The organism is Desulforhabdus amnigena, from assembly GCF_027925305.1.
GTDB lineage: Bacteria > Desulfobacterota > Syntrophobacteria > Syntrophobacterales > Syntrophobacteraceae > Desulforhabdus > Desulforhabdus amnigena.
Genome location: NZ_BSDR01000001.1, coordinates 1195343 through 1220817, shown reverse-complemented (window position 1 = coordinate 1220817; position 25475 = coordinate 1195343). Strand labels below are relative to the sequence as shown.

The window sequence follows — 25475 nt, the reverse complement described above, 5'->3', positions numbered from 1 at the left end:
GTGAGCCCTTATGGAGGCAATGCAGCATTTTGAAAGACTCTGCCAGGCAATGGCAGATCCTGCACTCTATCCGCATCCGGTTTCCTGCCTGGAGCGTCGAGATACTCATATATCTGCAGTGTTCCTGACAGGACCATGGGTCTATAAGCTGAAAAAACCGGTGGATTTCGGTTTTCTGGATTTTCGGACCCTCGATGCCCGTCGACATTTCTGCCATCAGGAAGTGATTCTCAATCAGCGACTCAGCCGTGGCGTTTATGAAGGGGTGGTTCCGATCCGCGAGGATCCGCAGGGCCGGATTTCCTTGGGGGGAGATGGAAAGACGGTGGAATATGCTGTCAAAATGAAGCAGCTTCAAGACGATGACAATCTGCACATGCTTCTGCAAAAGGGGTTGGTTCATCCGGAGGAAATGGAAAGGTTGGGGCGCCACCTTGCGGAATTTTACGACCGATGTGATCGGAATGTCACGATAGATCATTTTGGCCATACGGAAGTGATCGCCATCAATATGGAAGAAAATTTCCGGCAGATCGAACCCTACGTTGATGATGTGATCCAACGGGAGCCCTGGGAGTTCATCCGACAGGCCAGCCGTGCTTTTTTCGAGAATTGGGCGGACCTTTTCTCTGGGCGTGTGCGTGAGGGGCGCATTCGCGACGGTCACGGGGACTTGCGCGCTGAACACATCTATTTTTCCGATGGCATTCAAATCATAGATTGCATTGAATTCAACGATCGCTTTCGATATGGAGATGTCGTTTGTGACCTGGCTTTTCTATACATGGACATGGAGAATCTCGGTCATCCGGAAATGAGCCGGATTTTTCTGGCTGCCTATGCCAAGGAGGCCAATGATCCCGGCCTTTATGCGCTCCTTGATTTTTATGCAGCCTACCGTGCCGTCGTAAAGCTGAAAGTTGCCTGTCTTGGCCTCCCCTCCAGGGGAGAAAGATCGGAAAAACATGCAGCGGCGTTGAAACAGGCGGATGCCTACCTGAACCTGGCCTATCGTTACGCCATCCGCTTCAGTCGTCCGACTCTATGGGTCTTTTGCGGCCTTCCCGCGACGGGGAAATCGTCTCTGGCCTTGCAGGTTTCGAAGGCGCTGGAGATTGCGGTTTTCCAGTCGGATCGCATTCGGAAAGAAGAAGGCGTGGAGCATCTCCCTAAGGCGGAAGTTGTACCGTTTGCCCAGGGAGCCTATCGGCCCGAGCTACGTCAGAGGATTTATGCGAAAATGCTTTTCAGAGCCCAGGAAGAGCTCAAGAAGGGACATTCCGTCATCCTCGATGCTTCCTATTCGCATCGTAAATGGAGAGAAGATGTCAAGCAGCTGGCTGCGGATCTCGACACCAACGTCCTCTTCATAGAATGTACGTGTAGTGAGGAGACGATGCGGGAAAGATTGAAAGGCCGCGAATCGCGTCCGGGACTGTCCGATGCCCGTCTGCAGCATCTCCCGGAAATGGTTGCAAGCTTTGAACCGCTGGAGGAAGCACCTCCGGAGAGCCTTATACAGGTTCGGACGGAGGCTCCCTTTTTCGAGACCTTCATGTCGGTTCTCTCCAAGGCCTATGAGCTCAAGTGCCTTCAGGTGAACAACATCTTGTGACTCGCTTTTCGAAAAAAAAAACAGGTGGAAATTTGCTGGAATCCGCTGAACGGTTCAGGATTCCAAAATCCAGATCCTAAAAGCTACTTCTCCAGCGCCAATTCAATCAGTTTGTCAAGCAGGTTGGAAAAAGAAATGCCCGCAACGGCTGCCGCCTGTGGGAACAGGCTGGTTTGGGTCATGCCCGGAATGGTATTGGTTTCGAGGATATAGATCTCCTCGCCGTCGATGATCATGTCGGTTCTGCTGTATCCTCTGCAGAAGAGAGCCCGGTGGGCGCGTTTGGCTAGTTCCTGCGCTCTGGCAGTGAGTTCCGGAGATATGCGGGCCGGGCAGATTTCCCTGGATGCTCCGGGAGTATATTTGGCTTTATAATCGAAAAACTCATACCCTTCTCCGGGAATGATTTCGATCAAAGGAAGGGCCTGAAGTTCATCGTTCCCGAGAACGCCACCCGTTACTTCGATTCCCCGGATAAATTTTTCGACCAGACAACGACGATCGTAACCCCATGCATCCTGCAATGCTTTGGGCAGCTGGTCTTCCGTCCTGACAATGCTCAAACCGATGCTAGACCCCTCATGCTCCGGTTTTATGACCAGAGGGAGCCCCAGGCGGTTCAACACATCTTCAATGTTTTCCGGGTGGTTCCTGTCCAATATGGCGTATGGAGCGGTCGGTAGCCCGGCCTGCCCGTAAAGCTCTTTGCTCAATATTTTATTGATGGCGACGGCACTTCCAAGAACACCACTGCCCTGATAGGGGACGCCGAGGGATTCGAGAAACCCCTGTATCGTTCCATCTTCACCCAGTCTTCCATGCAAAATGATGAGCGCGACATCAATGCTTCCGGCATCTTGGGCAAGGCGCGGCAAGTCGTCTCGGGGATCGTAGCGGGAAATATCATAACGATCCTTATCGAGTGCTTGAAAAACCTGTTCTCCGCTCTTTAGGGAAACCTCACGCTCGGCGGATTTGCCACCGGCCAATAACGCCACTTTCAATTTTTTCCCAGTCATAATGCTCCGATTCAATCCCTGCATGATTTTGTGGAGAAAGGCTCATCAACTCTCTCCCCCCAGGGTCTATGGGGAGTTGTGCGAAAATCTTTTTCTCCAACGCCAAATAGAGTCCAAGCTTGCTCCAGATTCGATCCTTGTGTTCCTGTGTTTTCCCGTAACGGTCCATCAGATCGCAAAACCGGTCTTCCAGTGAGACGATCTGATCATGTTTTACCCGTTTGTCGGAATAATTTACGATCAATGATTCGGTTATGGGGCCTATGAGGCGATCCGCCTCCATGCTGGCATGTTCTTTCACAATGGGCGAAATCTGCATATATCCCAGGTCATCGAGCATCTTGGCCCCCAGTTCGCTGTGACTTTCACCGGTAACGAGGCTGGGAGCCTTGGCGATATCGTGCAATAGGGCGGATGCCTGCAGCAGGTCGAGGTCCAGACCGGGGTTTTGGACCTTCAACAGACGACCCAGGTACAAAGAAATTTCAGCGACCATCAAACTGTGTCTCTGAATATGAGGAGGCATGCCGATCTGTCTTATGAGCCTGAAGCACTGATCGCGCGTTGGGGTTGCTAGCGTGTACATTGTAATCCTTCGCTTTCCAGGGTGAACTTTTTCATCCAAACCTGCATAAGGATATTTCAAAGAAAAGATACCTGGCAAGAGAAAGAATGAAAAAATGTAAATTAACTTCCTATGGCCGGAACGGTCATAACGAAAAATGAAAAAAAGGCAAAGAGATGCCGGGCAATAGGGGAAGCGGGAAACGCTCTTGAAAAGCGATGTTATCATGAACCATGAGCCTTTTTCATATGAAGATCGCGCACAGTGTCGGCAAGGATTCAGGGAGAAAAAAATATTGGTGGAAGGCGAATATGGAAAAGCCCACCCAATTCAAGATACTTATCTTCATCTTCCAGGATTTGGGAAGCCCTTGGGATGATTTTATGAGAAAAGCGAAGAAAACAGAAGTTTGAGATATCCCATTTTGGAGAACATTAAGCGCAAGAGAATATAAGTCCATGAAAATAAAAAGTAAATCAGATCAAAAAAAAGCACTCTACTCTCAATACCTTATGACATTTTAGAGTCTAACATCCATTCATTGTGGTGAATTTTTGGAATTAAGTCTCCTTCTTCGATCTTCCTTCAAACTCGTCAGATCAACTTTGACCGGATTCAAATTCTTGGTTATGTAACACGCGTGACTTTCGGAAGTGGATAAAAGACTTTCATTTGGGATTTACGACAGCCTCAACTATTTCTGCTTCAAATTCAATTGGTTAAAACTGTTAAGTCCTTCCTTTAAGGTATAGAGAACATAAAGAGTGCTCTCTGAGGGTGTTCTTTTGCCTTCGATTCTCTATTGTGTGGACGAACAGAACAGAATTTGCGGAAAACCTTTTAGACATCTCTTTCATTTTTCTCGGAGAGAGAAGGGAATTCAATTCATTATGGTCCAAGAGTGGCAAGAGATTAAAAAGAAAATCCAGAAGACCCTTTCAAAAGGTCAATACGATCTCTGGGTGTCTACCATCGATCCCCTGAGCATCGAAGGGGGCTGTTTGGTCCTGGGATGTCGAAATCGATTCCACATAGAATGGGTGCGCGAAAAGCTTGAAAGAAAACTCCTCGAGATCGCTGAAAAGCAGTTACCCCAGGTTCGAAGACTGGAATATCAGATTGTTCGGGAAAACCAGCTGGAATTGGAGAAAATCGAGGAAGAAAAGGATGGACCCAAACAGATCTCCTTTCATGACTTGATCAAGCGTTCGGGTCCCGCCTTTAATCCCCGCTTCACTTTCGACCAGTTTGTAGTGGGCAACTGCAATCATTTTGCTTATGCGGCCTCCATGGCGATGGCCACCAGCCGGCAGCAGTACCATCAATCTCTTTATCTTTTGGCGGACACCGGCTTGGGAAAGAGTCATCTGTCTCATGCGGTGGGCAATTTATTCCTTCAGCAAAAGCCGGACCTCCGTGTGCAGTATGTGACGGCCGAGCAGTTTGCCAATGAAATGATTTTTTCCCTCAAGCACGGCAGTATTGAAGCCTTCAAGAACAAGTTCCGTAAAGGATGCGATGTTCTTCTGCTGGAAAAGGTTGAGTTCCTGAGCGGGAAGGAAAAGGTTCAGAGCGAACTGGTCTATACCTTGGACGAACTGATGGACAGGGGAAAGAAGGTCCTTTGTACGGGTAACGCCTACCCCAAGGATATTCCCAAACTGAGCATAGAGCTTCAGTCCCGATTGAGTGGAATCCTTATGACTCCTATCGAACATCCCGATTTCAGGACCAGGATCGAGATCATCAAGCGTAAAGCGAAGACGGAGAATGTTCGTCTCCCCATGGAGGTTGTCGAGTTTTTGGCAGAGCGAATCAGTGGAGACATTCGCCAGATTGAAAGCTGCCTCGTGGGCATGATGGCCAAAAGTAATATCTTGGGCATCCCGATTTCGATGCAGTTGGCTCAGGAAGTCACACAGACCATGCTGAACCATCTGCCCAAGATCACCGTGGAGCACATTCAGAAAATCATCTGTGCGAGCTTTCAGATCTCCATGGAAGAATTGAAATCTTCAATACGGAAAAAAGAAATCGCTATGGCGAGGAAGATTGGAATGTACCTGAGTCGGCAGTATACGACCGAGTCTCTGGTTGCCATTGGAAAATCGTTCAACCGGAGTCATAGTTCGGTTCTGTACGCAGTGAACGGATTGAGTAAACAGATTGAAGAGAAAAACAATAAGATGAAACGCCAGGTGGAATATATCAGCAGGCGCCTAGAAACGAGCTGCCTCACCGTTTAAGGAAGATTCTTTGACAGGATTGAAAAACTTGGTTCCTCATAACAAAAAAGCCCCTGCATCATTATGAGGGGCTCGACAGTCGAAGTGAAAAAACTTGCCGGAAGAACGCAAAAAACAAGAACATGAATATTTGTACATTATAGAGGAACAAACCTTGCCGCAAGCATGGCTTTGCCTTCATCACCGGGCACTTCATGGATAGCGGAACACCCTCCATCATTTTCCTGCATTGATTCTTTCGCGTAAAACTCCAGAGCATTTGAAGGTAACGACTTTACGAGGCGAAAGCATGATGGGATCTCCTGTCTGGGGATTTCGGCCGCGACGCTGGTTTTTTTCTTTTACGCTGAACTTACCGAAGCCGCTGATGAGGACATCCTCACCGGACTCAAGGGTTTGCTTGACGATTTCAAAAAGCGTTTCAATAATTTGAGCCGATTCGGTCTTGGTAAAAATATTTTTTGCGAACAAGTTTTCGACTATATGCGCTTTCGTTAGTGTCATTTTGTATCCCTTTCTTTCCGTGTTGCCGAATCATGAAGAATGAAACGTCTTGAAATATACATATTGTTCGAGCTTTCCAGCATTAAGTATATAAATATTAAAGAATAATAGGCCATATTGCAATAAAAAAATGGGGCTCCACGCCCGGCATGGAGACCCCGATTGATTTCGTTTGGTGGCGGTGCAGGGCTTCGAACCCCGGACACTACGGATATGAGCCGTATGCTCTGACCACCTGAGCTACACCGCCTCTGAGCAGGGAGATATGTAAAAGAAAAATCGATCTCAGTCAATAGCAAAATCAACATTTTTCTGCATAAAACCTCTCGTATTGATCCGAGGGATTACAATTGACAAAAAAATACCTTTCAGTTAAATGTGGGTAACTCATTGAAGGAAAGGGCTTTTTGCTGTTTTTGGGATCGGAAGAACTTCAGGATTCCCCATCTGACTGAATGAACCGGATTCAAATGACTTTCGGACTGAGTACTGGTCTTCGTAATTACGCAGCCGTTTACCCCTACGTTTTCGTAGGAGCGGCATCCTGCCGCGACAAGGTGTGCGGTTGCCGGTTGCTGTCACGGCTGGAAGCTGTTCCTACAAAGAAGTGGCCACGTATTTACAATTTTCAGTACTAAGGGAGTTGCTTGCAAACCGGAAACGGCCACGCAGGAAAAGTTTGTCCATGAAAACAAAGAGATTCACAAGGAGAATCTGTTTTGAAAAAAGGGACTTATGAAGTCAAGATCATAACTGATTTTGCTGCGGCTCATCAGTTGAGAAACTTTCGCGGCAAGTGTGAAAATCTTCATGGCCATAATTGGAAAGTGGAAGTCGTCCTGCGTGGCGTTGAGCTTGAAGAATGTGGGGTTCTGGTGGATTTTGGCGAAGTGAAGCAAGCTACACGTGAAATTCTCTCTTCGCTGGACCATCTTTACTTAAATGATCTTCCCTTCTTTAAAGAACGTAATCCATCTTCCGAAAATATTGCCCGTTATCTATTTGAACAACTTTCTGAAAAGCTGGATAATGAGAAGCGTTGGCTTTACAGGGTATCGGCTTGGGAATCTGCCGACGCTTGCGCAACTTACATGTCTGAGTAAACTGAAGCGACTGACGGAAAATAGAAAAGGAGTGGGTATAATGGGCGTTCTGGATGAGCGGGCAGGTGGCCTTCGGAGGCGATTGGGACTACTGAGGTGTAGGCATCTTTGGTTGGTTCATTTGTTGGTCTTGTTCGTGGTGTTCGGCGGTGTTGCCTGTGGCTGGGGAGGTCGGCAACAGGGAGTAGATGCACAGCAAGAGGGGAATGGCGAAAACCAATCTATGGGAAAAGAGGCGCAAGGTTTTTTTGCGTCCCTGCCACAGCAAGGGGAATTTCTGTTGGCCTCCATTTCGAACAAAGGTGTGGCCTACGCGGCGGTCAATCCGACAGGGGAAGAGTCGCATGCCGCAAACGCACCGACTCCCAAGCAGGAATTACATCAGGAATCTCAAGTCCAACCTGCTGCTCCTATGGTGCCTGGTCATACTCCAAGCGAGCTCGATACCCTGAAAAGAGAAGAGGAACGCACCCCCAAGCCTGAACCGGTTGTGGCTGAACATGCCGAACATGGACCCCGGCTTCCTGAGATTTCCCCCATTCCCGGCGTTACTTTTGTCGAAACGATGATCAATCTCATGGAACATGAATTGAACGGACGTTTTTGGGGATGGCGTCCCAATGATATTTTCATTGGTCAATTTACGGATGACATCAACCAATATCAATTGGGAGTGTTGGAGGCGATGCGGTTCACGACACTCCGTCTCAAGGACAGTTTGACTCGCATGGGGGATGCCGACGCTTATGATCCGGACCTGGAACAGGCTCTCAACCTTTTCATGAATCGCGCGACCAGCTTCTGGTTTCCCTCAGCCGAAAGTTCTTACAGCGAAGCCGTGGATCACCTGAAGAACTTCCTGGTAAAACTCAAGACGGGAAAGCGCAGCTTCTACTATCGCAAGGATACGATTATTTCGTTGCTTGCGACCTATAAAGATCTTCTCGGCAATGTGAATAAGACTCTCATTGTTTCTCCCGTAAGTTTCTTCAAGGCAGACGATTATTTTTATTATGCCAAGGGGGTTTCACATGTCTTTTATGAAATTTTGCGCGTCTCTCGTGTCGGATTTCAGAACCAGTTGGCATCCACACTTTATGGCCTCGATGTAATGGACGAAATCATTCATGAGCTGTATCGGGTCGAAGAGATGAGTCCTTGGATCGTTCTTGATTCCGACCTGGATGGCTTTTTTGCCAACCATCGTGCGAATATCAATGCCCCCTTGAGCGAGGCCACTCATATGATGGGGGTTCTCACACAGTTCTAAATGCTGAAAATTGTGATTCCACGACTATAAATCCTTGTTCCCACGCAGAAGCGTGGGAACAAGGGAATAGAGTCATGGCCTCTTTTATATTTTGCGCCTTTTAAACCCGCCTCTCAATCTCTTCTTTCAAGGCTTTTTTGCAACGCATCCTGAAATTTCAGCTGCTGCCCCAGGAAATATGCTTCGTTTTTGGGGTGCTTTTCGATAGCGCTCTCGATAGCCTGCAAGGCCTCCCGATAACGACCGTTGGCAAAATATGCCTCAGCCAGCGTGTCCAGCACTTGAGGTGCGGGGTCCAGCGCTTTTGCTGCAAGGGCCAACTCAAGGGCCTTTCGAGGTTGGAAATGCGGTGGGGGGGCTGTGACGTAAAGCCAGGCCAAATTGTTCATCGTTGTCGCATCATTCGGTTCCATCTCCAGGGCTTTTTCGAGTGAGAGTTTTGCCTCTTCGAATCGGCCCTTTTCCAGGAGCAGTCCGCCATAGGCTGCGAGGAGTTCCGGGTTGTCCGGTTTTCGCCTGATTTCATCCTTGATCATGTTGAGCTGCAATTCCGTGTTCCAGTTTTTCACCAGTGAAGTGCTTTCAATGCGTTCCGTCCAAAAAATCAAGCTCGCCACCAAAAAGAGAAAGACCACTGCCGTGCCGTAAAGCTTTTTGTGATGTCTTCTGACAAGAGATGCATCTTCGTAGGAATTCAGGAGGAAATCGATGCGCTGGCGAATACTGTAATGGTGCCAACTGGGAAGGTCCCGGATCTGACCGCTGTAATACGCTATTTTCTCAAAGGCTGAGATGAGGGTATAGGGGTGCCCGATCAACTGCATGGCGTAAATATCTGCCTGGCGTTCGCTGTTTCTAAGAAAAAAGCCGAAAATATATCGAAAATAGATGACCAGAAGGAGAACCAGTGGAATACTGTAAACGATGGAAAAGAGTGTGAGATGCATGTTGTCCGGGGTTAGGGCCCACTCCAGGAGTGTTCCATTTTGAAGGAGCAGAAGAAGAATGACGTCGTTCAAAGAGTAAGTCAAAACGGAGTAGCAGATGAAAAAGCAGAGGTAGAAAAGAAGATGAAAGCGGCGGACGTGTCCCATTTCATGAGCCACGACGGCTTTCAATTCATCGACGGTAAGCAGGGAGAGAAGGCCTTGGGTGATAAGGATATAGCGCCATCCGGGAAGTATACCCATGATGCCTGCCGTGAGCATTTCACCTCCGAAAAGAGGCCATTGAACAAAATTGCCGATTCTGAAATGATTTTTATCGATGAAGTCTTGCAGTTCTTTTCGAGTGGATGTTTCGGGTAGTGGGGTGCACCCCCAGAGGCGGACCACCACGAAAGGTCCGAAAAGAATGAAGCAGAGCAGAACAAACCCCAGTGAAATGAACTGCCCTACTTCCGATTTCAACAGAGCCGGTCCCTGGATGGCCTCCATGAGGTCCAGAATCAATGAAAGGAAGAGCCAGGGGACAAGTATGGCGGAGTTGAAAGAAAGATGTCCTTTTAAAAATCCTGCAATTCCTATGTCCGAATGGTGAATATGCTTGTAAATCGGATAGCTGAAAAACCATATGACTGCCAGGTGTACCAGGTAAAGAATCAAACCGAGGGTTCCTGAAAGTGCCAGCGATGTATCAAAACCTGGCAGAGCCCGAAAATAGAACTTGATGTTCAGCATGTAAACAAAGAAGATGAGCAGCACAAGCGCCAGGATGGAAAGACGCGCCTCCAGCTGATGTTGCCGGTGAGTCAGAACCGATGTGGGGATGTTTTGCCACATGGCGTATTGAAGCCGACGGAAGGCGGTGCGGCAAATCATTACGTAGACGAGAAAGATGCCTATTCCCGCCAGGAAGGTCGGCGCAGGCGGAAGATAGGGTTGATTGCCCGGTTGCTGGATGGTGAAAAGCATCAAGGCAATGATGAAATAGATGAGCTGGCTGTACATGAGGTCGTTGTCCTGGGGGTCATTGGTTACTTATATCGGTTATTGAGAACGTGTCCCAAAAACTTCCTCACCCCTTTAAGATGAAAGGTTCCAGGACAGGCTTTAATGATTTCTCTCAAGCGTGCAAAGGAAATTCAGCAAATGAAAAAAATAATCTTTTCTCCCATTGGAATTATCCGGTCCCCGTTCAATAGTGTCAAGGGGACACCTATTCAACCCGCGGCGGCAAGTGGCATACCAGGAACAATCGAGCTGGATGAAAAATATAGGGCTGGGCTCAGGGATATTGAAGGCTTCTCCCACCTCATTCTTTTATATCATTTTCACCTATCGGAAAGTTATGATCTTTTGGTGAAGCCTTTCCTGGACAATCAGCTCCATGGGCTCTTTTCCACGCGAGCGCCGCGTCGGCCCAATCCCATAGGACTGTCGGTGGTCAGGCTGATGGGTGTCGAGGGAAACCTGCTGCATGTGATGGATGTGGATATAGTGGACGGAACTCCACTTCTGGACGTCAAACCCTATGTTATGGAATTTGACGTGAGGCAAACTCAAACACAGGGGTGGATTACCGGAAAAGCTCAAAATTTGAAGGAAATCCGTGCAGATGATCGATTCGAAGAGAAGAAAGGTAGTTCATTACTTTGAGCGATAATGAGCTGAGAAAAGATACATTACCACACACAGTAAGAAATTTTCTTTTGTAGGGTGCACATCGCGAAAGCAAAAAACGGCCAAGTGCTACAGAGTTGATTTAGTCTTTTTGCACTGGTCCAAAACGTGACGGACAGCCCTGGCCATATCGTTCAGAAGAAAAGGCTTGAGGACAATCTCCCGTATGCCTGAGGCTGCCGCTTTCCCCTGAGTGAGGGTATCGCTGAATCCGGTGCAAAGTATAATGGGGATATCCGGGCGGATCTTCAAGATTTCCCTGGCGAGCACCATGCCCGTCATCTGCGGCATTGTCCGGTCGGTAAGGACCAAATCGAACCTGCCCGGATTGGCACGAAAAGCTTCCAGCGCTTCAATGCTGCTCGTCCTGTTGACAACCTCGTACCCAAGGTGTTTCAGCATCTTTTCCGCGACCTGCCCCAACGCCGCTTCATCGTCTACAAGCAGAATACATTCTTTTCCTGTAGGAATTGGTTCAAGGGGCATTTCTCCATCATGTTTCCCTTTGTCTTTCAAGGCGGGAAAAAACACATGGAAGCTGCTTCCTTTCCCCGGTTCGCTTTCAACGGTAATGGCCCCCCCATGATTTTTGACGATGCCGTGAACCACGGCAAGGCCCATACCGGTTCCCACACCTGCTTCTTTGGTGGTGAAATAGGGTTCGAAGATCCGGTCCATGATCTTCGGATCTATTCCACAGCCAGTATCGCTTACCGTCAGTTCCAGGTAATAGCCCTGGTTCAGTTCTAAAGGCCTGGCCGAATCTTCCTGTTCCCACTGAATCCTGGACAGATTCACATCGATAATGCCTGCCTGATCCCCAATGGCATGGCTCGCATTGGTACAGAGGTTCATCAAAACCTGGTGAATCTGGCTCGGGTAACCGAGGATCAAATCCTCGCTTTCCGAAGCTTGTATATTCCAACGAATGTCAATGATTGAAGGGAGTGTGGCTCGAAGCATTTTCAAGGCTTCCTTGACAAGGGAGCTGACCCTCAGTGGTATCAGTTCTTCTTCCCTTTGACGACTGAAAGTAAGAATTTGCTGTACCAATTCTTTCGCCCGATAGACGGCTTTGCGGATGCATTCGAGTTGTTCCATCTCTCGACTCCCCTCGAGCATGTCGAGCATGGTTAGATCCGTGTATCCACTTATGATTCCAAGAATGTTGTTGAAGTCGTGGGCGATTCCTCCGGCCAGTGTACCAATGGCCTCCATTTTCTGTGCCTGGCGAAGCTGGGTTTCAAGTTTGACCTTTTCCTCCTGCGCCAGCATGCGCTCGGTAACATCTTCAACCACCTCTATAGCGGCCAACACGTTGCCTGCCTGATCCTTGATAGGAGAAGAGATGATTTTGTAGCGCATGATCTGATTACCTCGTGGCGTTTCTGTAATAGCTTCATGGACTAAGCCGTCTCTTATAGTCTGAGCGGTAGGGCAATAAGAGCAGACGCCTTCTCTGAGCGGGTCGTTGTAAGCCTGATAGCAAAGAGGCCGGGTTGTGGGATCCAGCCCGGGATACCATTGCCTCATCTGATTGTTGATGGCGAGGATTTCCATTTTGATGCTGATAAGCGACACCCCCATGGTGATGTTGTCCACCACGCTCCGATATATTTCTTCCGACTTCCTGCGTTCAGCCTTGTGAAATTCAAGCGACTCTGCTATTTGATCGAAGGCGCGCGCCAGTTGACCGAGCTCCCCTCGTCCGTAGGAGACCCCGGTGCGGACGGTAAGATTGCCGTCTGCGAGCCCCTTTGCTGCGACAAGCAACGCACTCACCTGTCGCACAATGAAAAGGTCCCCACCGAACCATGCCGCCACAAGGGCCAATAGTGCGACCGTTCCCAATAAAGCGAGATTGAAAATCAGTTCTTGTTGGCCCTCGGCAAAGGCGAGCTGTTCGGGGAAGCCGACGACCACATGTACGCTGCCTGATCCAAAAGCAAGCGATGTGAATCCATAGAAACACGGTATGCCATCCAGGCCGGGAGCTTCCATCACTCCCTCGCCTTCGGCCAAAACGGCCTTGACAAGGGACGTTTCTGGCATGGATCTGCCGACAAATTCCTTCTGATCAGGATAGCGGACCAGGATGGTGCCATTGCGGTCAACTATGGTGAATTTCGTGTCGGCAGGAAGGCTGCTTTCGGCGATGAACCGGCTGAGCCAATTCAGATCCAATCCAGCGCCGACGATGGCTTTCAGCCGGCCGGTATCATCTAGGACGGGATGGGTGAGGACAATGGTGGCCTTGTCGGAGATACGACCCTTTTGATATTCACCGACAACGAAACCGCGGGATTGCACGAGGCGTTGGAACCACGGGCGATCGGCAAGGTTGACCGGTTGAGCAAGGGGAGGAGCACTGGCGAATACATCGCCATCGGGTTTGGCGACCGCAAAACCTGTGTAGCCTTCCGATTCTTTCAGCAGATTGGCACACACTGCTGAACAGGCAACTGGATTGTGCTGCCGGACTTCGGGCAGCTGCGAGAGGGTAAAAAGAATCTGCCGCGTATCCGCAATCAGGCGCCTTTGGACGTCCGATATGCTCCGGGCCAGTTCCAGCGCGCGTTCCTGAGCAAGAGAAATGCTCGGGCTGCGTTGTTCCATGCCAAGATCAAGCATGAGTCCCAGTGCCGGGAGAACGGCAAAGAGAACGAGAAAAATCAGCCGTATACGTAAGCTTCCAAAAGCAAACCGTTTCATGGCTTATCCTTATGTCTGTTTGCCGGGTGTCTCCAAATGTAGCACTCAATCCAAAAAATGACGAAACACAATACAGCAATTCTCATTTTGAAAAACCTACCCCCCCCCTGCCCCCCTCAAGGGAGAATTTTTAAGATAAAATCCCCCTTTGAAGGGGGATCGGGGGGATGTCGGAAATGCCAGTATCATGAGAGACATCCAAAATGAGAATTGCTGAACACAACAGGCGAGTCATTGATTACCGAAATGAAATTTGCCCGCCGACCTGTACTCTCTTGAATAAAGGGCGTTTCAGGTGAGCTTTTGCCTCCCGTGTAACTCTCAGGCAACCTATCCCCATGCATTCAAACAGTCATTTCAGGGTAGGAATAAAAACCTTTTCGACCGCTCTTTTGAGTGAATCATACTCGTTTCTCATTTCCGTCAGTTTCCAGTGCAGGTCATGGTTAACTGCGAGTGCATCCTGGTACTTGGACCAGATTTGATTTTTCTCGTTGTTCAAAGCCTTACATTGTGACTCGGCTCTTCTCAGTAAATCAGTCCAACGCCTCTCACGAGTGTCAAGTTCCGCTTTCAGATCGTGATTTTCTCTGATAAGTGCCGTTTTTTCGCGGGCTTGTGCCTGAAGACACTTTTTCTCGTCTTGCTGGTAACGAGAGAACTGATCCTGGATCCGGTTTTCCATGAAAATCTGCTTGTATTCATTCCTTTTTTTTATCTGAGCTCTGATCAGTGGTCTAAGCGAAGGTTCAGCAGCGAAGTACTCGATTTCTTCTTCCCTGGTGTTGTGCGTGAGTTCCAGAAGTTGATTTTCCATCTTGAGAGCTTCAATGACCTGGTTTGGGTCCCCTTTCCCCTTTTTCTCAATGAAGTCACCCAGGCACTGCTTCGCTTCTTTCATTTTATGAAGGCGGATGTTTTCTTCGCTCAGTCTCTCAAAAGACTCCATCAGGTCGTTTTCACAGTCGGCAGGAGTTATCATGCCTTCCAGTTGGGCATCTTTTTCTTCGATGAAAGCATGAAGACGTGCGTTTTTTTCAACCAGTTTCTGGACGACATCCAAAGAAGTGGGCGGGAGATATTTCTGGAGTTGGCCGAGCAATTGGGATTTCTGTCGGAGCTCGGTCTTGAGTTTGCGGTTCTCTTCGACCAGCTTTTCTATGGTGGAAAGAAACTTTTGCTGCTTTGAATCATTTTCTATTAATGATCGAATCAGTCTGGCCTGGTGCTCGATCTTTGAAACGAGTGAACCGTTCTTTAGTTTCAGACTTTGAACCATTTCCTGATAAGGCATCAAAACTTTCAGTTTCTTTTCAGTCAGGGCTAATTTCAATCTTGCTTCTCTGAGCTTCTCTTTAAGAAGTCCGATTTCGGTCTTGAACGAAAGTTCCCTATCGGGCTGCAGATTTGCCTGCATGTACTTCGTGTGTAAATTTTCTATCCGCTCATTCAGTTCGTCGTTTTGGTTACGAAGGTCTTGTACTTCCGGGCAACCTTCCTTGATTTTGCGGGGGCTTCCATCGCTAAAGAAACAACGTTCCAGAAGATTCACCAACCTGGAAATCAACTTCTTGTTTTCCTTATTGAACATAGTCATTCTCATAGAGACTTACCAAAAAGGTTCTCATATTCGTTGATCAGGAGGGTGTGTTCAGCACGCAGCCTGTTCAGCTTCTGGTTCACCTCGCGGTTTTCAACAAGCAGGGCTTCATATTTGCTGGAAACAGCCGAGTATTCCTTTTTCAGGGACTTGTATTGAACTTCTAACGGTCTAAGGGAATTGACAAGCTTTTGAAAATATTCCAGCTCGGTTTTCATTTGCCTTGCGTGCCGGGCCAATGCCGCACTGTCGGAAATCTGCCCCTTGAGTTCGTCCCGTTCCTGTTCAAGGCGGCGTACGATTTCATCCTTGTATCCGCTCTCCTTCTTCAACTGCGCATTTTCCCCCTTCAGCTTCATGATCACCCTCATCATAGGACGATTGGAGGTGCTTGTGGAAAGGACTTTGACCTGTTCTTTCTTGACCCGCAACAGATGTTTCAATTCTTCGTTTTCCTTCTTCAAAAGCTCGGTGAGCGCTTTCTGATCGGACGCACCCGGATTCCCCGCTTCCATCCATTCAGAAACAGACCCCTTCGCCGCGACAAGGCTCTTCAAATGAATGTTTTCATCCTCCAATGTTTCATAACTTTCCTGCAGGCTCTTCGGGGGTCTTTCCATTTCCAGGACTTCCAGCCGGGACACGTTATCGTTCAGCTCGTTCATCAGGCGCACGCGCTCATCCATCAATCCCTTGACCAACCCCTTGGCAGGTGAATCGTCCTGAAGTTGCTCGTAGAATTTGTCGAGCAGGCTGGATTGTCTTTCAATGGCCGCTTTTAGCTGTTCGTTTTCATCGTCGAGCGTTTTGATCTTCGAGATGAATTCCTGTTGTTCGGGTTGGTTTGCGGTAATGGACGCCAGCAACCCTCTCTGGTGTTCCACCTTGGACGTGAGGAGGCTATTTTTTGCCCACAAGCTCCGGATTTTTTCCTGTGCCGCCGCCAGCTGCTCCCTGCTCTTTTTGTAAGCCTGCAAATACGACTTGAACTGCGCTACGCGCTTTTTCAAGTAATCACATTCCTGTTCGAGCTCCAACTCCCTCTCGGAGATAACGCCGCTCTTCACATACCGGGAATGGAGGGCTTGAATTTGTTTTTTCAAGTTTTTGTTCTCATTGAAAAGTTTCTTGGCATCCAGGCTTTTCCCTTCGGATTCGGAAGGCTCTGGATTTGCCAGCATGGCATTCAGTTTTGTCTTGAGCGTATCGATCGCTTGAGAGGATGCCTGACTTAGGAGACCGGTCTCCCGTATGCCGAGAAACTTGAAGAGTAAAACCTCATGCATATACAGGAGCAGTTCCTGGGAAGAATGTACTTCTTCGAGGCGGGTGATCACTTCAGGTTCAAATTCGAGGGCGTTCTTGAGTTTAGTAAGCTTTTCCGCAATCGCTGAAGTCTTGGGCGAGACAACATCAGGAGACGCCGTGAGCATGTCGGAACTATTTTTTGCTTCTGCCGAGGATGGCTTTTTGATTTGCTGCCGGGCTGTTTCAACCGGTAGTTCCGCCCCGCGCCATCGCTTTATGAGATGATCGAACCATCTCAGCTTCCGCTTTTCCGCCATATCGAGTCCCTCTCTCTTTTTTCGTAAAGATTGTATTGGGATCACGGATCTCTTCCATTTCTCCAACCTTAAGATAAATGGTTAATGAAAAACTCCAAGGTAGCCTGTGCATCTACATCTGATTATCCTTCGGTAATGTCCCTGATTCTGCCAATGCTGCGCTTCAGAATATCACCAGCCATGAAAAGTTTGGCCGTACGCTCCTCCAGCAGTTTTTCGAGCTGATCCCGAGCCTCGCGAAGTTCCTCTTCGATTTGTTTGCGCATGGAAATTTCCTTCTCGAGCAGAACATTCGCCGTCCGGATTTCATTCATCGCTCTCTTTAAATCGCTCAGGTCCATCGCCACACAAAGACTGCCCGTGGTGATGTTGCTTTCGTCTTTCAGGAGGCTGATGCTCACTTCAAAGGGGGCAATGGTCCCGTCTTTTCGCTTCAAGTCGATTTCATAGCGGCTCACGTGCCCCTCTTGCCGTAAGCGGGTCAGCATCACTTCAAGAGCATCCTTATCGGGGTAGAGTTCAAAAACCCGCTTTTCTTTCAATTCATCGAGAGTATAGCCAAAGAGGGCCGTTGCGGATTTATTCCATTTTACCGACCGTCCGTGGCGGTCGACAATCCCAATGGCGGCAACAGAGTTGTCAAATACATCCTCGAGATATTCCGTTGTCTTCTTGAGTTCCTTTTCCAACGATATGCGTTGAATGGCCAGCGCATAAAGGGCGGCGAGCCGTTCAATCATCGCGAGGTCCCTTTCTTCATAGTCTCGTCTCGAATCGGCCACGGCCACCTGACCCAGCAGCCTTCCATTCAGCATTGCCGGAGCCGAAAGAAACCTGTGGGTGGAGAAATCTTCCGAAGAGACACCAGTGGCGTGGGGGGCTTCATGAGGGGTATTCACCAGGATGGTTTTTCCTTCCTGCAAGACGCATTCGCTTGATTTTTTGAAATGTTTCAAAATGTTGGAATCTTTTTCCCCCGCCCGGCATCCTTTGTACGCCTCTTCGCTCATGGAAGGAGTCATCAGGTATCCCGTCTTCTGATCGATGTACCCCGTGTAGCCGATGGAACTCTCCGTCAGGCGTTTGGCATAATCCAGCACCAGCCGACCGGTCTCATCGATGGAATCGGAAGAGATGAGCTGCCTGGAGAGTTCGGCAAACAATGTGCTGACCCTTGTTTCCTCAGACAATTTTTCGTTGGCCTGCTGCAGCTGCTGCAAGATGTTCCGCTCTCTTTCGATCCGCTCTATTTTTGCTTTGAGCTTTCCCATTTCAAAAGGCTTGCTGATGAAATCCGTGGCGCCACCGGCAATGATGTCGCTGTAGGAGTAATCGGCAGCATGGCCTGTAATGATGATGAATTTGAGATCGGGGGATATCTTCAAAGCTTCTCGCATCAATTCAATACCATCCTTGCCCGGCATCCTTATGTCGGAAATCACCATATCGAATTCCGTGTTCCTGATCTTGTCCAAGGCTTCAGATGCATTCGCAGCCAATTCACATTTGTAGCCAATCTTTTCGAGCATGAGCTGCAACATTTTCCGGTATTTTTCCTCGTCGTCCACGACGAGAATGTGTGTGACGGATGAGTTCATCGATTGCTCCTTGTGAATCTTCCCTGAACCGAAATGGATACCTTGCTGGACCCGCAGGCGCTAATCTTCCAGCGCCTTGCGGACTTTTTCCGCCAGGGACTTCATTGAAAATGGCTTCTGGATGAAGTTCACACCTTTTTCCAGGACGCCCCGGTGGGCGATCACATCGGCCGTGTAGCCCGACATGTACAGAACCTTCATGTTCGGTTGAATCGGCTTGAGCTTCTTTGCCAATTCCCGTCCATTCATTTCCGGCATCACCACGTCCGTGATCAGGAGATGAACGGGTCCCGAGTATTCCCCGGCTAGGAGGCGCATCGCAGTTTGCGGGGTTCCGGCGCAAAGCACCGCATACCCCAGCCGTTGGAGCATCTCCTTGGCGAGCTCCAGCATCGCCTTTTCGTCCTCCACGAGGAGCACGGTTTCCGTGCCTCTATGCGGCGCTGCCGCCTCGCTTTCCACCGCGGCATCAATGCGCCCGGCCTTGAACCGGGGCAGGTAAATCTTGAAAGTCGTCCCTTTTTCGGGCTCGCTGTAAACGTTGATGCAGCCGCCGTTCTGCTTGACGATTCCGAACACGGTCGAAAGACCCAAACCGGTCCCCTTGCCCAGTTCCTTGGTGGTGAAAAAGGGCTCGAAAATTTTGGTCAGCATCTCCCTCTCCATGCCGCAGCCGTCGTCGCTCACCGCCAGCCGCACATACTCTCCGGGAATGCATTCCGCATGGACGGCGCAATAAGCCGGATCGAGCTTCACATTGTCCGTCTCGATGGTGATTTTCCCCGCCCCGGCAATGGCATCGCGGGCGTTGACCACCAGGTTGGCCAGGATCTGGTCGATCTGGGAGGGATCGATCTTGACTTCCCAGAGTTCATGGCCCGGTATCCACGCCAGTTCGATGTCCTCACCAATAATCCGACGGAACATCTTGAGCATCCCCGAGAGAGTGTCGTTCAGGTTGAGTACCACGGGGCTGACCGTTTGCCTGCGGGCGAAGGCCAGCAAATGGCGCACAAGGTCGGCAGAACGGTTCGCGGCGGACATTACTTCTTCCAGATGGTTACGGACCGAGTCTTGCCCGGTCAGTTCCATCAATGCCAATTCGGTATATCCCTGGATCACCCCGAGCATGTTGTTGAAGTCGTGGGCCACACCGCCTGCAAGCCTTCCTACAGCCTCCATTTTCTGGGCTTGGTGAAACTGCGCCTCTAGTTTCTTGAACTCCGCTTCCGCCTCTTTTTGTGCAGTGATATCGGTCCATGCGCCTACAACTTCCTTGGCGTCACCGCTATTATCCTTCGTGATCTGAAGTTGGTCGTTTATCCAGAGTATGCTGCCGTCCTTGCGAAGAAAACGGTATTCGTGGGTAAGGTTTCCCTTTTCAAACAAGTGGGTCGTGTTTTTCAAAACCTCTTCACGGTCTCCAGGATGCAGATGCATGGCCCACCAGCCTGGCTCCAGAGCTTCTTCCACTGTATACCCCAGTATCTCCTGGATGTTTTCGCTAACCCATGTGGACTGTATGCCATCGCCCTCTATTTTGAGGGCGTAGGTGATAATCGGGCTGATAGACAGGTAATGCTGAAGGCGACCCGCCAGTTCCAGTACAGCTTCTTCGGCCCGTTTGCGCTCGGTTATATTGAAAAGGACAAAGGCAAACCGGCCCTCACCCATGGGATACGCGTTGATGCTGTAGTAGCGCTGCGCCGGTTCAAGAAACAGTTCAAAAGCGACGGCTTCTCCGCCCATGGCAACTTTGCCAAACATTTGGAGAAGGCCCGTGTTCTCGATGCCGGGGCGAACCTGCGTGGCCCGTTTGCCCAGGATATCCGCAACGCGCAGCCCAGTGTGCTTTTCAAACGCCGCGTTGGCATGAAGGTAAATGTAGTCCACGGGGTTCCCGTGTTCGTCTGGAACGATCTCGCAGAGGGCTATACCGCTTAAGGCGTTTTCAAACAGGTCCCGGAACTGTTTTTCACGCTCATCGACCTCTGCGGTGCGCGCCTTCACCTGGGATTCCAGATACGCCTGGCGATTGCGCAGGAAGCCGACGAACAATGTGAGTACAATAGTCATGAACAGTCCTGCACATCCGCCCATCCAGCCCTGCCTCAGGGGATGCAAGGCGTAAAACTCGGAAGTCGGGTGGTAGACAAGCGCGAATGCGCGGCCGAACGCGAATACTGGAAATATTTGGGTAAGAGGGGATCGGTGGAGATAATCCTCGTCCACGATGGCAGGACGGTTGCTAGCGCGTTCATACGGGTAAGTGGCCAGAAGCGTAGGCCCCTGCGGGCCCATCAAGTCCAACAGGCACACATCCATGAAGGATACTTCCGCGGCGAACCGCGTCAACTCAACTTTGAGAATGTCTTGCAGACGCAGAATCCCCGCGGCGAAACCGCGAAGAGGCCGCCCCGGTCCAGCACCGTTTCGAGCTTTGCCGGAGTGAGTCTCCTGGGCGAAAACGGGCTGCATGACGAGCATGCCGGGCCCTTCAACGCCGTCGGGGAGCATGGAGATGGGATTTACAGCCGTCGGCAGGCCCGTGGCAACGGCTTTATCGATCGCCGCCCGATGCAGCGGTTCCGACCCCATGTCAAATCCCACATCCTTTTTGTTATCGATCCAGGGCACCACATAACGGACAGGGAAGTAGACTGTGCGTCTCAAAGGCCGGCACTGATCCCCCTGCGCCGTCTTTTCCCAGATCGGGAAATCCACGAACTCCTCGCTCTGGACTTCGGCCTCGAACCGCGCCCTCTCTTTCTCCGGCACGAGAGCAACCCATTGGTATCCCTCGACGGTCGATGACCTTGCCAGGGGCTCAGCGAAAGTGGCGAACTCCTGTCTGTCTATGTGTTGGCTGGCTTCGCAAAAACGCGCGATGGACGCAAGGTCCTCCCGGATTCCACGGAACACGCTCTGAATCGCCTCCATCCTGGAATCGCTATATTCGACAAAAATCCTCGCCTGTTCCCGTTGCTCCGCCTCGCGCAGCAGGCATGTTGTCACGGCCGTCAGGGTGAGACCGAGCACGCCGATCAAAACGGTCTCCATGTGCCTGAGCGGCAGAGCATGCGCCATGATAAGCCGGTTGCGCCAGTAGATGCCTCCCGCGACGAGCAGAATCAGCAAAAGGATGAGAAAAGTGATCAGCTCCGGGCCCCGGCGGGCAGCGTTGACGGCAGCCTGCCAGTCATCGGCCGGGATATCCATACCGACCACCATGAGCACCTCGCCGGTGCGCGGGTCGAAGACGGGGGCCAGGGCCGAGACGAAGGTCCCGAATTCGTCCGTCATAGGTCCTATCGTCACCGGCTTGCCTTTGGCGAATACCTCATAGTTCTCCGGTGCCGGTTTCTGATGTACAGTCCCCGGCGAGCTCGCCATGGGATCGTCACCGGCGTAGTTCTCGGGCCCGAAGAGCAGGGCGCCATTGCGCAGGGCCATGCTGTAGATGCCGCGCTGGGGAATCAAGCGCCCATAGGCGGTCATCTGCTCGCGGAGGCGCTCATATGCCGGTGAACCTTTGTCCGCCTCCGTGAAGGTGAGCTTTCTCGCCAGGTCGGGGTTGATGGCGCGGGAAATTTGTACCACTTGCCGGAGCAGTCGAGCACGCAAATCGGCATCCGCATTCCCGGCGCGCCATTCGGCGCAGAACCGGCCAAGCCCTGCCAGCAGCGCAGCCGCCGCCAGCAAGGGGATCCATAGTTTGATACGTGTGTTCCTTGTGCGTTCAAAGGTATGTCTCATGAGGTCGTTCTACTGCGAAGCACCAAGATTGCTGAATGGGTGAATCGGTCGGCTTATTCACCTATTCCAATTATGACCAATCTTCAATTAAGCACCCGGACAAAATTTTTTAACAAAACAAACTACTTAAATTGATTTCCCCCTCGATGGTGGCAGGGAGGGTAAAGCTCGAAAAATATCCCCTTCAGTCCCCCTTTGAAGGGGGACTGTTTTAAAAAAGTTCTGCATGAATTCAATAACCATTGCATGTTGGACTCCAAGGTTCTGACAGAACATTTGTCTGCCTTCCTCGAGGTCCATGGTGATTGCCTTCACCTGCGGCATTCCGTGTGCCGGTCAGGGGAGAGAGACAGGTCAGCCACGATAACAATCGGCAGGTGATTGTAAATAGTTGAGCCCTTATGGGTAAATTTATTCTTCTGAGGGTTGATGAGGGGATGAGAGGCTTTTTTCTTCATATTTCGTTTGCAAAGTGGATGCAAGGGAGAGACGCGAAAATAGGAAAGATTGATTGTTTGTGTCCTTTTGCTTTAAAGGACTTCAGCATTTCCTCGTTGTTCCGACTGCCGCGTGAAACGAATTCTGCCTTTTCCAAGGAGATCGTGCAAATGCAGGATCCCCTGCAGACCCCCTTCGGAGTCTACGACAGGCATGACGGTGATTAGATGCTGTTCCATCATTTCCAGCGCATCCGCCACGGAATGATCTGCCGAAATGGATCGGGGGTTGGGGGTCATGATCTCTTGAATCGTTTTTTTGCTGAGATCAGTGTATGTGTTGAGGCTTCGGCGTAGATCACCATCAGTGAAAATTCCCAGGAGTTTGCCCGTGCTGCTTACAATGAGGGTCGCCCCGAGTCCTTTGTCGCTCATTTCCCTCAGCGCTTCGGGAACATGGGCCGTTTCGCGTACCATGGGGATTTCACCCCCCTGGCGCATGACTTCATAGAGGGGGACCTGAAGGCGCTCCCCGAGATGACCACCCGGATGGAAGCGGCGAAAATCCTGAACCTGAAAGTTGCGAACCCGGATGAGAGCGACCGCCAAGGCATCGCCCATGGCGAGTTGAGCCGTTGTGCTTGCCGTTGGCGCCAGCCCCAGGGGGCAGGCTTCACGGAGAACGCCCGTATAAATGGCAAGATCGCTGTATCCGGCGAGCGTTGAAGAAAGGTTGCCGGTGAAAGCGATCACCCGCGTTCCAATGTTTCGAAGGCTGGGAAGAATGATATTCAGCTCGTCGGTTTCTCCGCTGTTGGAAAGGGCCAGCACAATGTCTTCAGCACGCACCATTCCGAGATCCCCGTGCATGGCTTCCACGGGATGGATGAAGAGAGCGGGGGTACCGGTGCTGCTCAGTGTGGCGACAATCTTGCGGCCCACGATACCCGACTTGCCGATCCCCGTTACAATGACCCGGCCGCGTGCTTCATAAATCCACTGCACGGCCAGGGCGAACTTTTCATCGAAGTGCTCCAAAAGATGAAGGATGCCCTCCGCTTCAATGCGAAGAACCTCCCTTGCAATCTGAACAACATCTTGCCCGTTGCACATGCCGGGGAGGGACTTGCTCGGGAGCGAGCCGACTTCAAGATGATCCTCCGCTCCCTCCATATCAGGAATGGGTAACGAACCGCCTTTTTTCAATCGTTTTCCTTTCACTTGGACCTTATCTACTGCGAACGATCGAAATCTTGACTTCTACGTCATGATCAAAAAGTTCAATTTCATCCGTGTAGAGTATAGTGACATGCCGGAGGCAGAAAAATCAGGAACGCTGCTGCTCGAAGCAGTCTTTGCGGACCGGTTCTTCGACAGGTATGGAATAATCTCCCGTAAAACAGGCCAGGCAGAAGGAGTGATTGCTGCTGGTCGCCCTGGCGCCTTCCAAAAGCCCATCCAGGCTCAGATAGTTGAGGGAGTCCAGTCCGATGAACTGCCGGATCTCGTCCACGGTGTGGGATGCTGCAATGAGTTCCCCTTTTGTTGAAAAATCGATGCCGTAAGGGCAGGGGAATCGGTGAGGGGGGCAACTGACCACCATGTGTACTTCCCTGGCACCGGCCTGGCGAAGCGCATTGATGCGTGTACGGGTGGTGGTTCCGCGGATGATGGAATCTTCCACCAGAACGACCCGTTTTCCGTGGAGGAGTTCCTTGACGGGATTCAGTTTGATGCGCACTCCAAAATCCCGCATGGCCTGGCTCGGCTGGATAAAGGTTCGTCCCACGTAGTGGTTTCGAATGATTCCCATTTCCAGGGGGATTTTGGAGGCTTCGGCAAATCCGATGGCGGCGTAGTTCCCGGAATCCGGGAAAGGCATGATGTAGTCCGCCGAAATGGGACAGTTTTCTTGGGCCAGAAGATGCCCCAACCTTTTTCGGCAAAGGTATACGTTTTGGCCGAAGATGTTGCTGTCGGGCCGTGCAAAGTAAACGAACTCAAAAATACAGTAAGCCGGTGGAACCTGTGGAAAAGGCTTGAGGGAGCGGAGCCCGTTCCTGTCGATGATGAGAATTTCTCCCGGTTCGATGTCCCGGATATAAGTGGCTTCGATGAGATCGAAGGCACAGGTTTCGGAGGCGAGAACGTAACTGCCGTTCACTTCCCCCAGGCACAGGGGGCGGAATCCCCGGGGGTCGCGAATGGCGATGAGTTTATCTCTGGTGCACATGACCAGAGAGTAGGCGCCTTTCACACTTTTCAAGGCCTCGACAAGAGCTTCTTCGATGCCGTATTTGAGGTTCCTGGCCATGAGGTGCATGATGATTTCGGTGTCCATGGTGGACTGAAAGATGGCGCCATCCCGCTCCAATTCCCGGCGCAGTTGGATGGCGTTCACAATATTGCCGTTATGGGCGATGCCGTAATATTCATTGCCGTGAAAGACGACGAAGGGCTGTGCATTGGCCAGAAGGGAGGCGCCCGTAGTGGAATAGCGGACGTGGCCGATGGCCAGGTGTCCCTTGAGGCTCTTCAATGTATCTTCTTTAAAGACATCGTGGACCAGACCCATATGTTTGTATTCGCGGACCTGACAGCCGTCCGAAACAGCGATTCCGGCACTCTCCTGGCCCCGGTGCTGCAGTGCGTAAAGTCCGAAGTAACTCAATTTTGCAGCATCGTTGTTTCCAAAAACACCAAAAATTCCGCATTCTTCACGCTTTGAGGGAGTGTAGAGCCGGCTGATGGGAGATGAATTGTGAGTGATGAGAGTCGGGTAGTCGGTCATCGTTGATAACGCCTCCGTTAAAAAATTGAAACCATCCGTTCAGGCATTTGGATGTTTCGTTCTCCTCGGAACT

17 protein-coding genes and 1 tRNA gene are annotated in these 25475 nt (G+C 50.5%); 6 read left to right on the top strand and 12 right to left on the bottom strand.

What is annotated here, in order from left to right; all coding sequences use genetic code 11:
- Nucleotides 1-19 precede the first annotated feature (19 nt).
- Nucleotides 20-1615 carry a bifunctional aminoglycoside phosphotransferase/ATP-binding protein gene (locus tag QMG16_RS05325; protein WP_281792759.1) on the top strand — a complete coding sequence of 532 codons (1596 nt, stop codon included), beginning with the start codon at nt 20-22 and terminating at the stop codon, nt 1613-1615.
- A gap of 83 nt (nt 1616-1698) precedes the next feature.
- Here the strand turns inward: QMG16_RS05325 and QMG16_RS05320 are convergent, their stop codons facing one another.
- Together QMG16_RS05320 and QMG16_RS05315 are read right to left on the bottom strand one after the other, a co-directional pair.
- On the bottom strand, nt 1699-2634 hold the full coding sequence (locus QMG16_RS05320) for a D-alanine--D-alanine ligase family protein (protein ID WP_281792757.1): 936 nt from the start codon (nt 2632-2634) through the stop codon (nt 1699-1701).
- On the bottom strand, nt 2576-3220 hold the full coding sequence (locus tag QMG16_RS05315; RefSeq protein WP_281792755.1) for an HD domain-containing protein: 645 nt from the start codon (nt 3218-3220) through the stop codon (nt 2576-2578). Before QMG16_RS05315 ends, QMG16_RS05320 begins: the two co-directional genes overlap by 59 nt.
- 869 nt (nt 3221-4089) lie before the next feature.
- On the opposite strand from QMG16_RS05315, the gene dnaA reads away from it, so the two are divergent.
- Nucleotides 4090-5445, top strand: a complete 1356-nt coding sequence (gene dnaA / locus QMG16_RS05310; protein ID WP_281792753.1) for a chromosomal replication initiator protein DnaA — start codon at nt 4090-4092, stop codon at nt 5443-5445.
- Nucleotides 5446-5661: 216 nt separating this feature from the next.
- Here dnaA and QMG16_RS05305 read toward each other — a convergent pair whose 3' ends face one another.
- Nucleotides 5662-5949 (bottom strand): integration host factor subunit alpha, encoded by a 288-nt coding sequence (locus tag QMG16_RS05305; protein WP_281792751.1) that lies wholly within the window; start codon nt 5947-5949, stop codon nt 5662-5664.
- A 173-nt stretch (nt 5950-6122) separates the two neighbouring features.
- A tRNA-Met gene (locus QMG16_RS05300) sits at nt 6123-6199 on the bottom strand.
- A gap of 220 nt (nt 6200-6419) precedes the next feature.
- Between QMG16_RS05300 and QMG16_RS05295 the strand changes: the two genes are divergently transcribed.
- From QMG16_RS05295 to QMG16_RS05285, 3 genes are all read left to right on the top strand, one after another.
- Nucleotides 6420-6587: a hypothetical protein gene (locus QMG16_RS05295; RefSeq protein ID WP_281792749.1), complete on the top strand. Its 168-nt coding sequence runs from the start codon at nt 6420-6422 to the stop codon at nt 6585-6587.
- An 81-nt stretch (nt 6588-6668) separates the two neighbouring features.
- Entirely contained in the window at nt 6669-7052 is a 384-nt protein-coding gene (gene queD, locus QMG16_RS05290; protein WP_281792747.1) for a 6-carboxytetrahydropterin synthase QueD, read from the top strand.
- A 40-nt stretch (nt 7053-7092) separates the two neighbouring features.
- Nucleotides 7093-8322 (top strand): DUF2333 family protein, encoded by a 1230-nt coding sequence (locus tag QMG16_RS05285; RefSeq protein ID WP_281792745.1) that lies wholly within the window; start codon nt 7093-7095, stop codon nt 8320-8322.
- A 113-nt stretch (nt 8323-8435) separates the two neighbouring features.
- On the opposite strand, the gene QMG16_RS05280 is transcribed toward QMG16_RS05285, so the two are convergent.
- Nucleotides 8436-10271 carry a M48 family metallopeptidase gene (locus QMG16_RS05280; protein ID WP_281792743.1) on the bottom strand — a complete coding sequence of 612 codons (1836 nt, stop codon included), beginning with the start codon at nt 10269-10271 and terminating at the stop codon, nt 8436-8438.
- 141 nt (nt 10272-10412) lie between these two features.
- Between QMG16_RS05280 and tsaA the strand changes: the two genes are divergently transcribed.
- Nucleotides 10413-10919 (top strand): tRNA (N6-threonylcarbamoyladenosine(37)-N6)-methyltransferase TrmO, encoded by a 507-nt coding sequence (tsaA, locus tag QMG16_RS05275; protein WP_281792742.1) that lies wholly within the window; start codon nt 10413-10415, stop codon nt 10917-10919.
- A 93-nt stretch (nt 10920-11012) separates the two neighbouring features.
- On the opposite strand, the gene QMG16_RS05270 is transcribed toward tsaA, so the two are convergent.
- The 7 genes from QMG16_RS05270 to purF all read right to left on the bottom strand — a co-directional run bounded on the left by QMG16_RS05270 (nt 11013) and on the right by purF (nt 25402).
- A complete protein-coding gene (locus QMG16_RS05270; protein WP_281792741.1) occupies nt 11013-13655 on the bottom strand; it encodes an ATP-binding protein in 2643 nt (880 codons plus the stop codon).
- Between the two features lie 352 nt (nt 13656-14007).
- Nucleotides 14008-15246 carry a coiled-coil domain-containing protein gene (locus QMG16_RS05265; protein WP_281792740.1) on the bottom strand — a complete coding sequence of 413 codons (1239 nt, stop codon included), beginning with the start codon at nt 15244-15246 and terminating at the stop codon, nt 14008-14010.
- A gap of 8 nt (nt 15247-15254) precedes the next feature.
- The gene (locus QMG16_RS05260) at nt 15255-16820 is read right to left on the bottom strand and encodes a coiled-coil domain-containing protein (protein WP_281792739.1); all 1566 of its coding nucleotides are present in this window, start codon (nt 16818-16820) and stop codon (nt 15255-15257) included.
- A gap of 122 nt (nt 16821-16942) precedes the next feature.
- Complete coding sequence (locus QMG16_RS05255) at nt 16943-18418, bottom strand: response regulator (protein WP_281792738.1); 1476 nt, start codon at nt 18416-18418, stop codon at nt 16943-16945.
- Nucleotides 18419-18478: 60 nt separating this feature from the next.
- Entirely contained in the window at nt 18479-22174 is a 3696-nt protein-coding gene (locus QMG16_RS05250; protein ID WP_281792737.1) for a CHASE domain-containing protein, read from the bottom strand.
- A gap of 530 nt (nt 22175-22704) precedes the next feature.
- A complete protein-coding gene (locus tag QMG16_RS05245) occupies nt 22705-23724 on the bottom strand; it encodes a KpsF/GutQ family sugar-phosphate isomerase (protein ID WP_373878711.1) in 1020 nt (339 codons plus the stop codon).
- A 214-nt stretch (nt 23725-23938) separates the two neighbouring features.
- Entirely contained in the window at nt 23939-25402 is a 1464-nt protein-coding gene (gene purF, locus QMG16_RS05240) for an amidophosphoribosyltransferase (protein ID WP_281792734.1), read from the bottom strand.
- Nucleotides 25403-25475 lie beyond the last annotated feature (73 nt).

Excerpts from the sequence above, each read along its gene's own strand:
- QMG16_RS05325 (WP_281792759.1), top strand. The coding sequence starts at position 20 with ATGCAGCATTTTGAAAGACTCTGCCAGGCAATGGCAGATCCTGCACTC.
- QMG16_RS05320 (WP_281792757.1), bottom strand. The coding sequence starts at position 2,634 with ATGACTGGGAAAAAATTGAAAGTGGCGTTATTGGCCGGTGGCAAATCC.
- QMG16_RS05315 (WP_281792755.1), bottom strand. The coding sequence starts at position 3,220 with ATGTACACGCTAGCAACCCCAACGCGCGATCAGTGCTTCAGGCTCATA.
- dnaA (WP_281792753.1), top strand. The coding sequence starts at position 4,090 with ATGGTCCAAGAGTGGCAAGAGATTAAAAAGAAAATCCAGAAGACCCTT.
- QMG16_RS05305 (WP_281792751.1), bottom strand. The coding sequence starts at position 5,949 with ATGACACTAACGAAAGCGCATATAGTCGAAAACTTGTTCGCAAAAAAT.
- QMG16_RS05295 (WP_281792749.1), top strand. The coding sequence starts at position 6,420 with ATGACTTTCGGACTGAGTACTGGTCTTCGTAATTACGCAGCCGTTTAC.
- QMG16_RS05285 (WP_281792745.1), top strand. The coding sequence starts at position 7,093 with ATGGGCGTTCTGGATGAGCGGGCAGGTGGCCTTCGGAGGCGATTGGGA.
- QMG16_RS05280 (WP_281792743.1), bottom strand. The coding sequence starts at position 10,271 with ATGTACAGCCAGCTCATCTATTTCATCATTGCCTTGATGCTTTTCACC.
- tsaA (WP_281792742.1), top strand. The coding sequence starts at position 10,413 with ATGAAAAAAATAATCTTTTCTCCCATTGGAATTATCCGGTCCCCGTTC.
- QMG16_RS05270 (WP_281792741.1), bottom strand. The coding sequence starts at position 13,655 with ATGAAACGGTTTGCTTTTGGAAGCTTACGTATACGGCTGATTTTTCTC.
- QMG16_RS05265 (WP_281792740.1), bottom strand. The coding sequence starts at position 15,246 with ATGTTCAATAAGGAAAACAAGAAGTTGATTTCCAGGTTGGTGAATCTT.
- QMG16_RS05260 (WP_281792739.1), bottom strand. The coding sequence starts at position 16,820 with ATGGCGGAAAAGCGGAAGCTGAGATGGTTCGATCATCTCATAAAGCGA.
- QMG16_RS05255 (WP_281792738.1), bottom strand. The coding sequence starts at position 18,418 with ATGAACTCATCCGTCACACACATTCTCGTCGTGGACGACGAGGAAAAA.
- QMG16_RS05250 (WP_281792737.1), bottom strand. The coding sequence starts at position 22,174 with ATGAGACATACCTTTGAACGCACAAGGAACACACGTATCAAACTATGG.
- QMG16_RS05245 (WP_373878711.1), bottom strand. The coding sequence starts at position 23,724 with ATGTGCAACGGGCAAGATGTTGTTCAGATTGCAAGGGAGGTTCTTCGC.
- purF (WP_281792734.1), bottom strand. The coding sequence starts at position 25,402 with ATGACCGACTACCCGACTCTCATCACTCACAATTCATCTCCCATCAGC.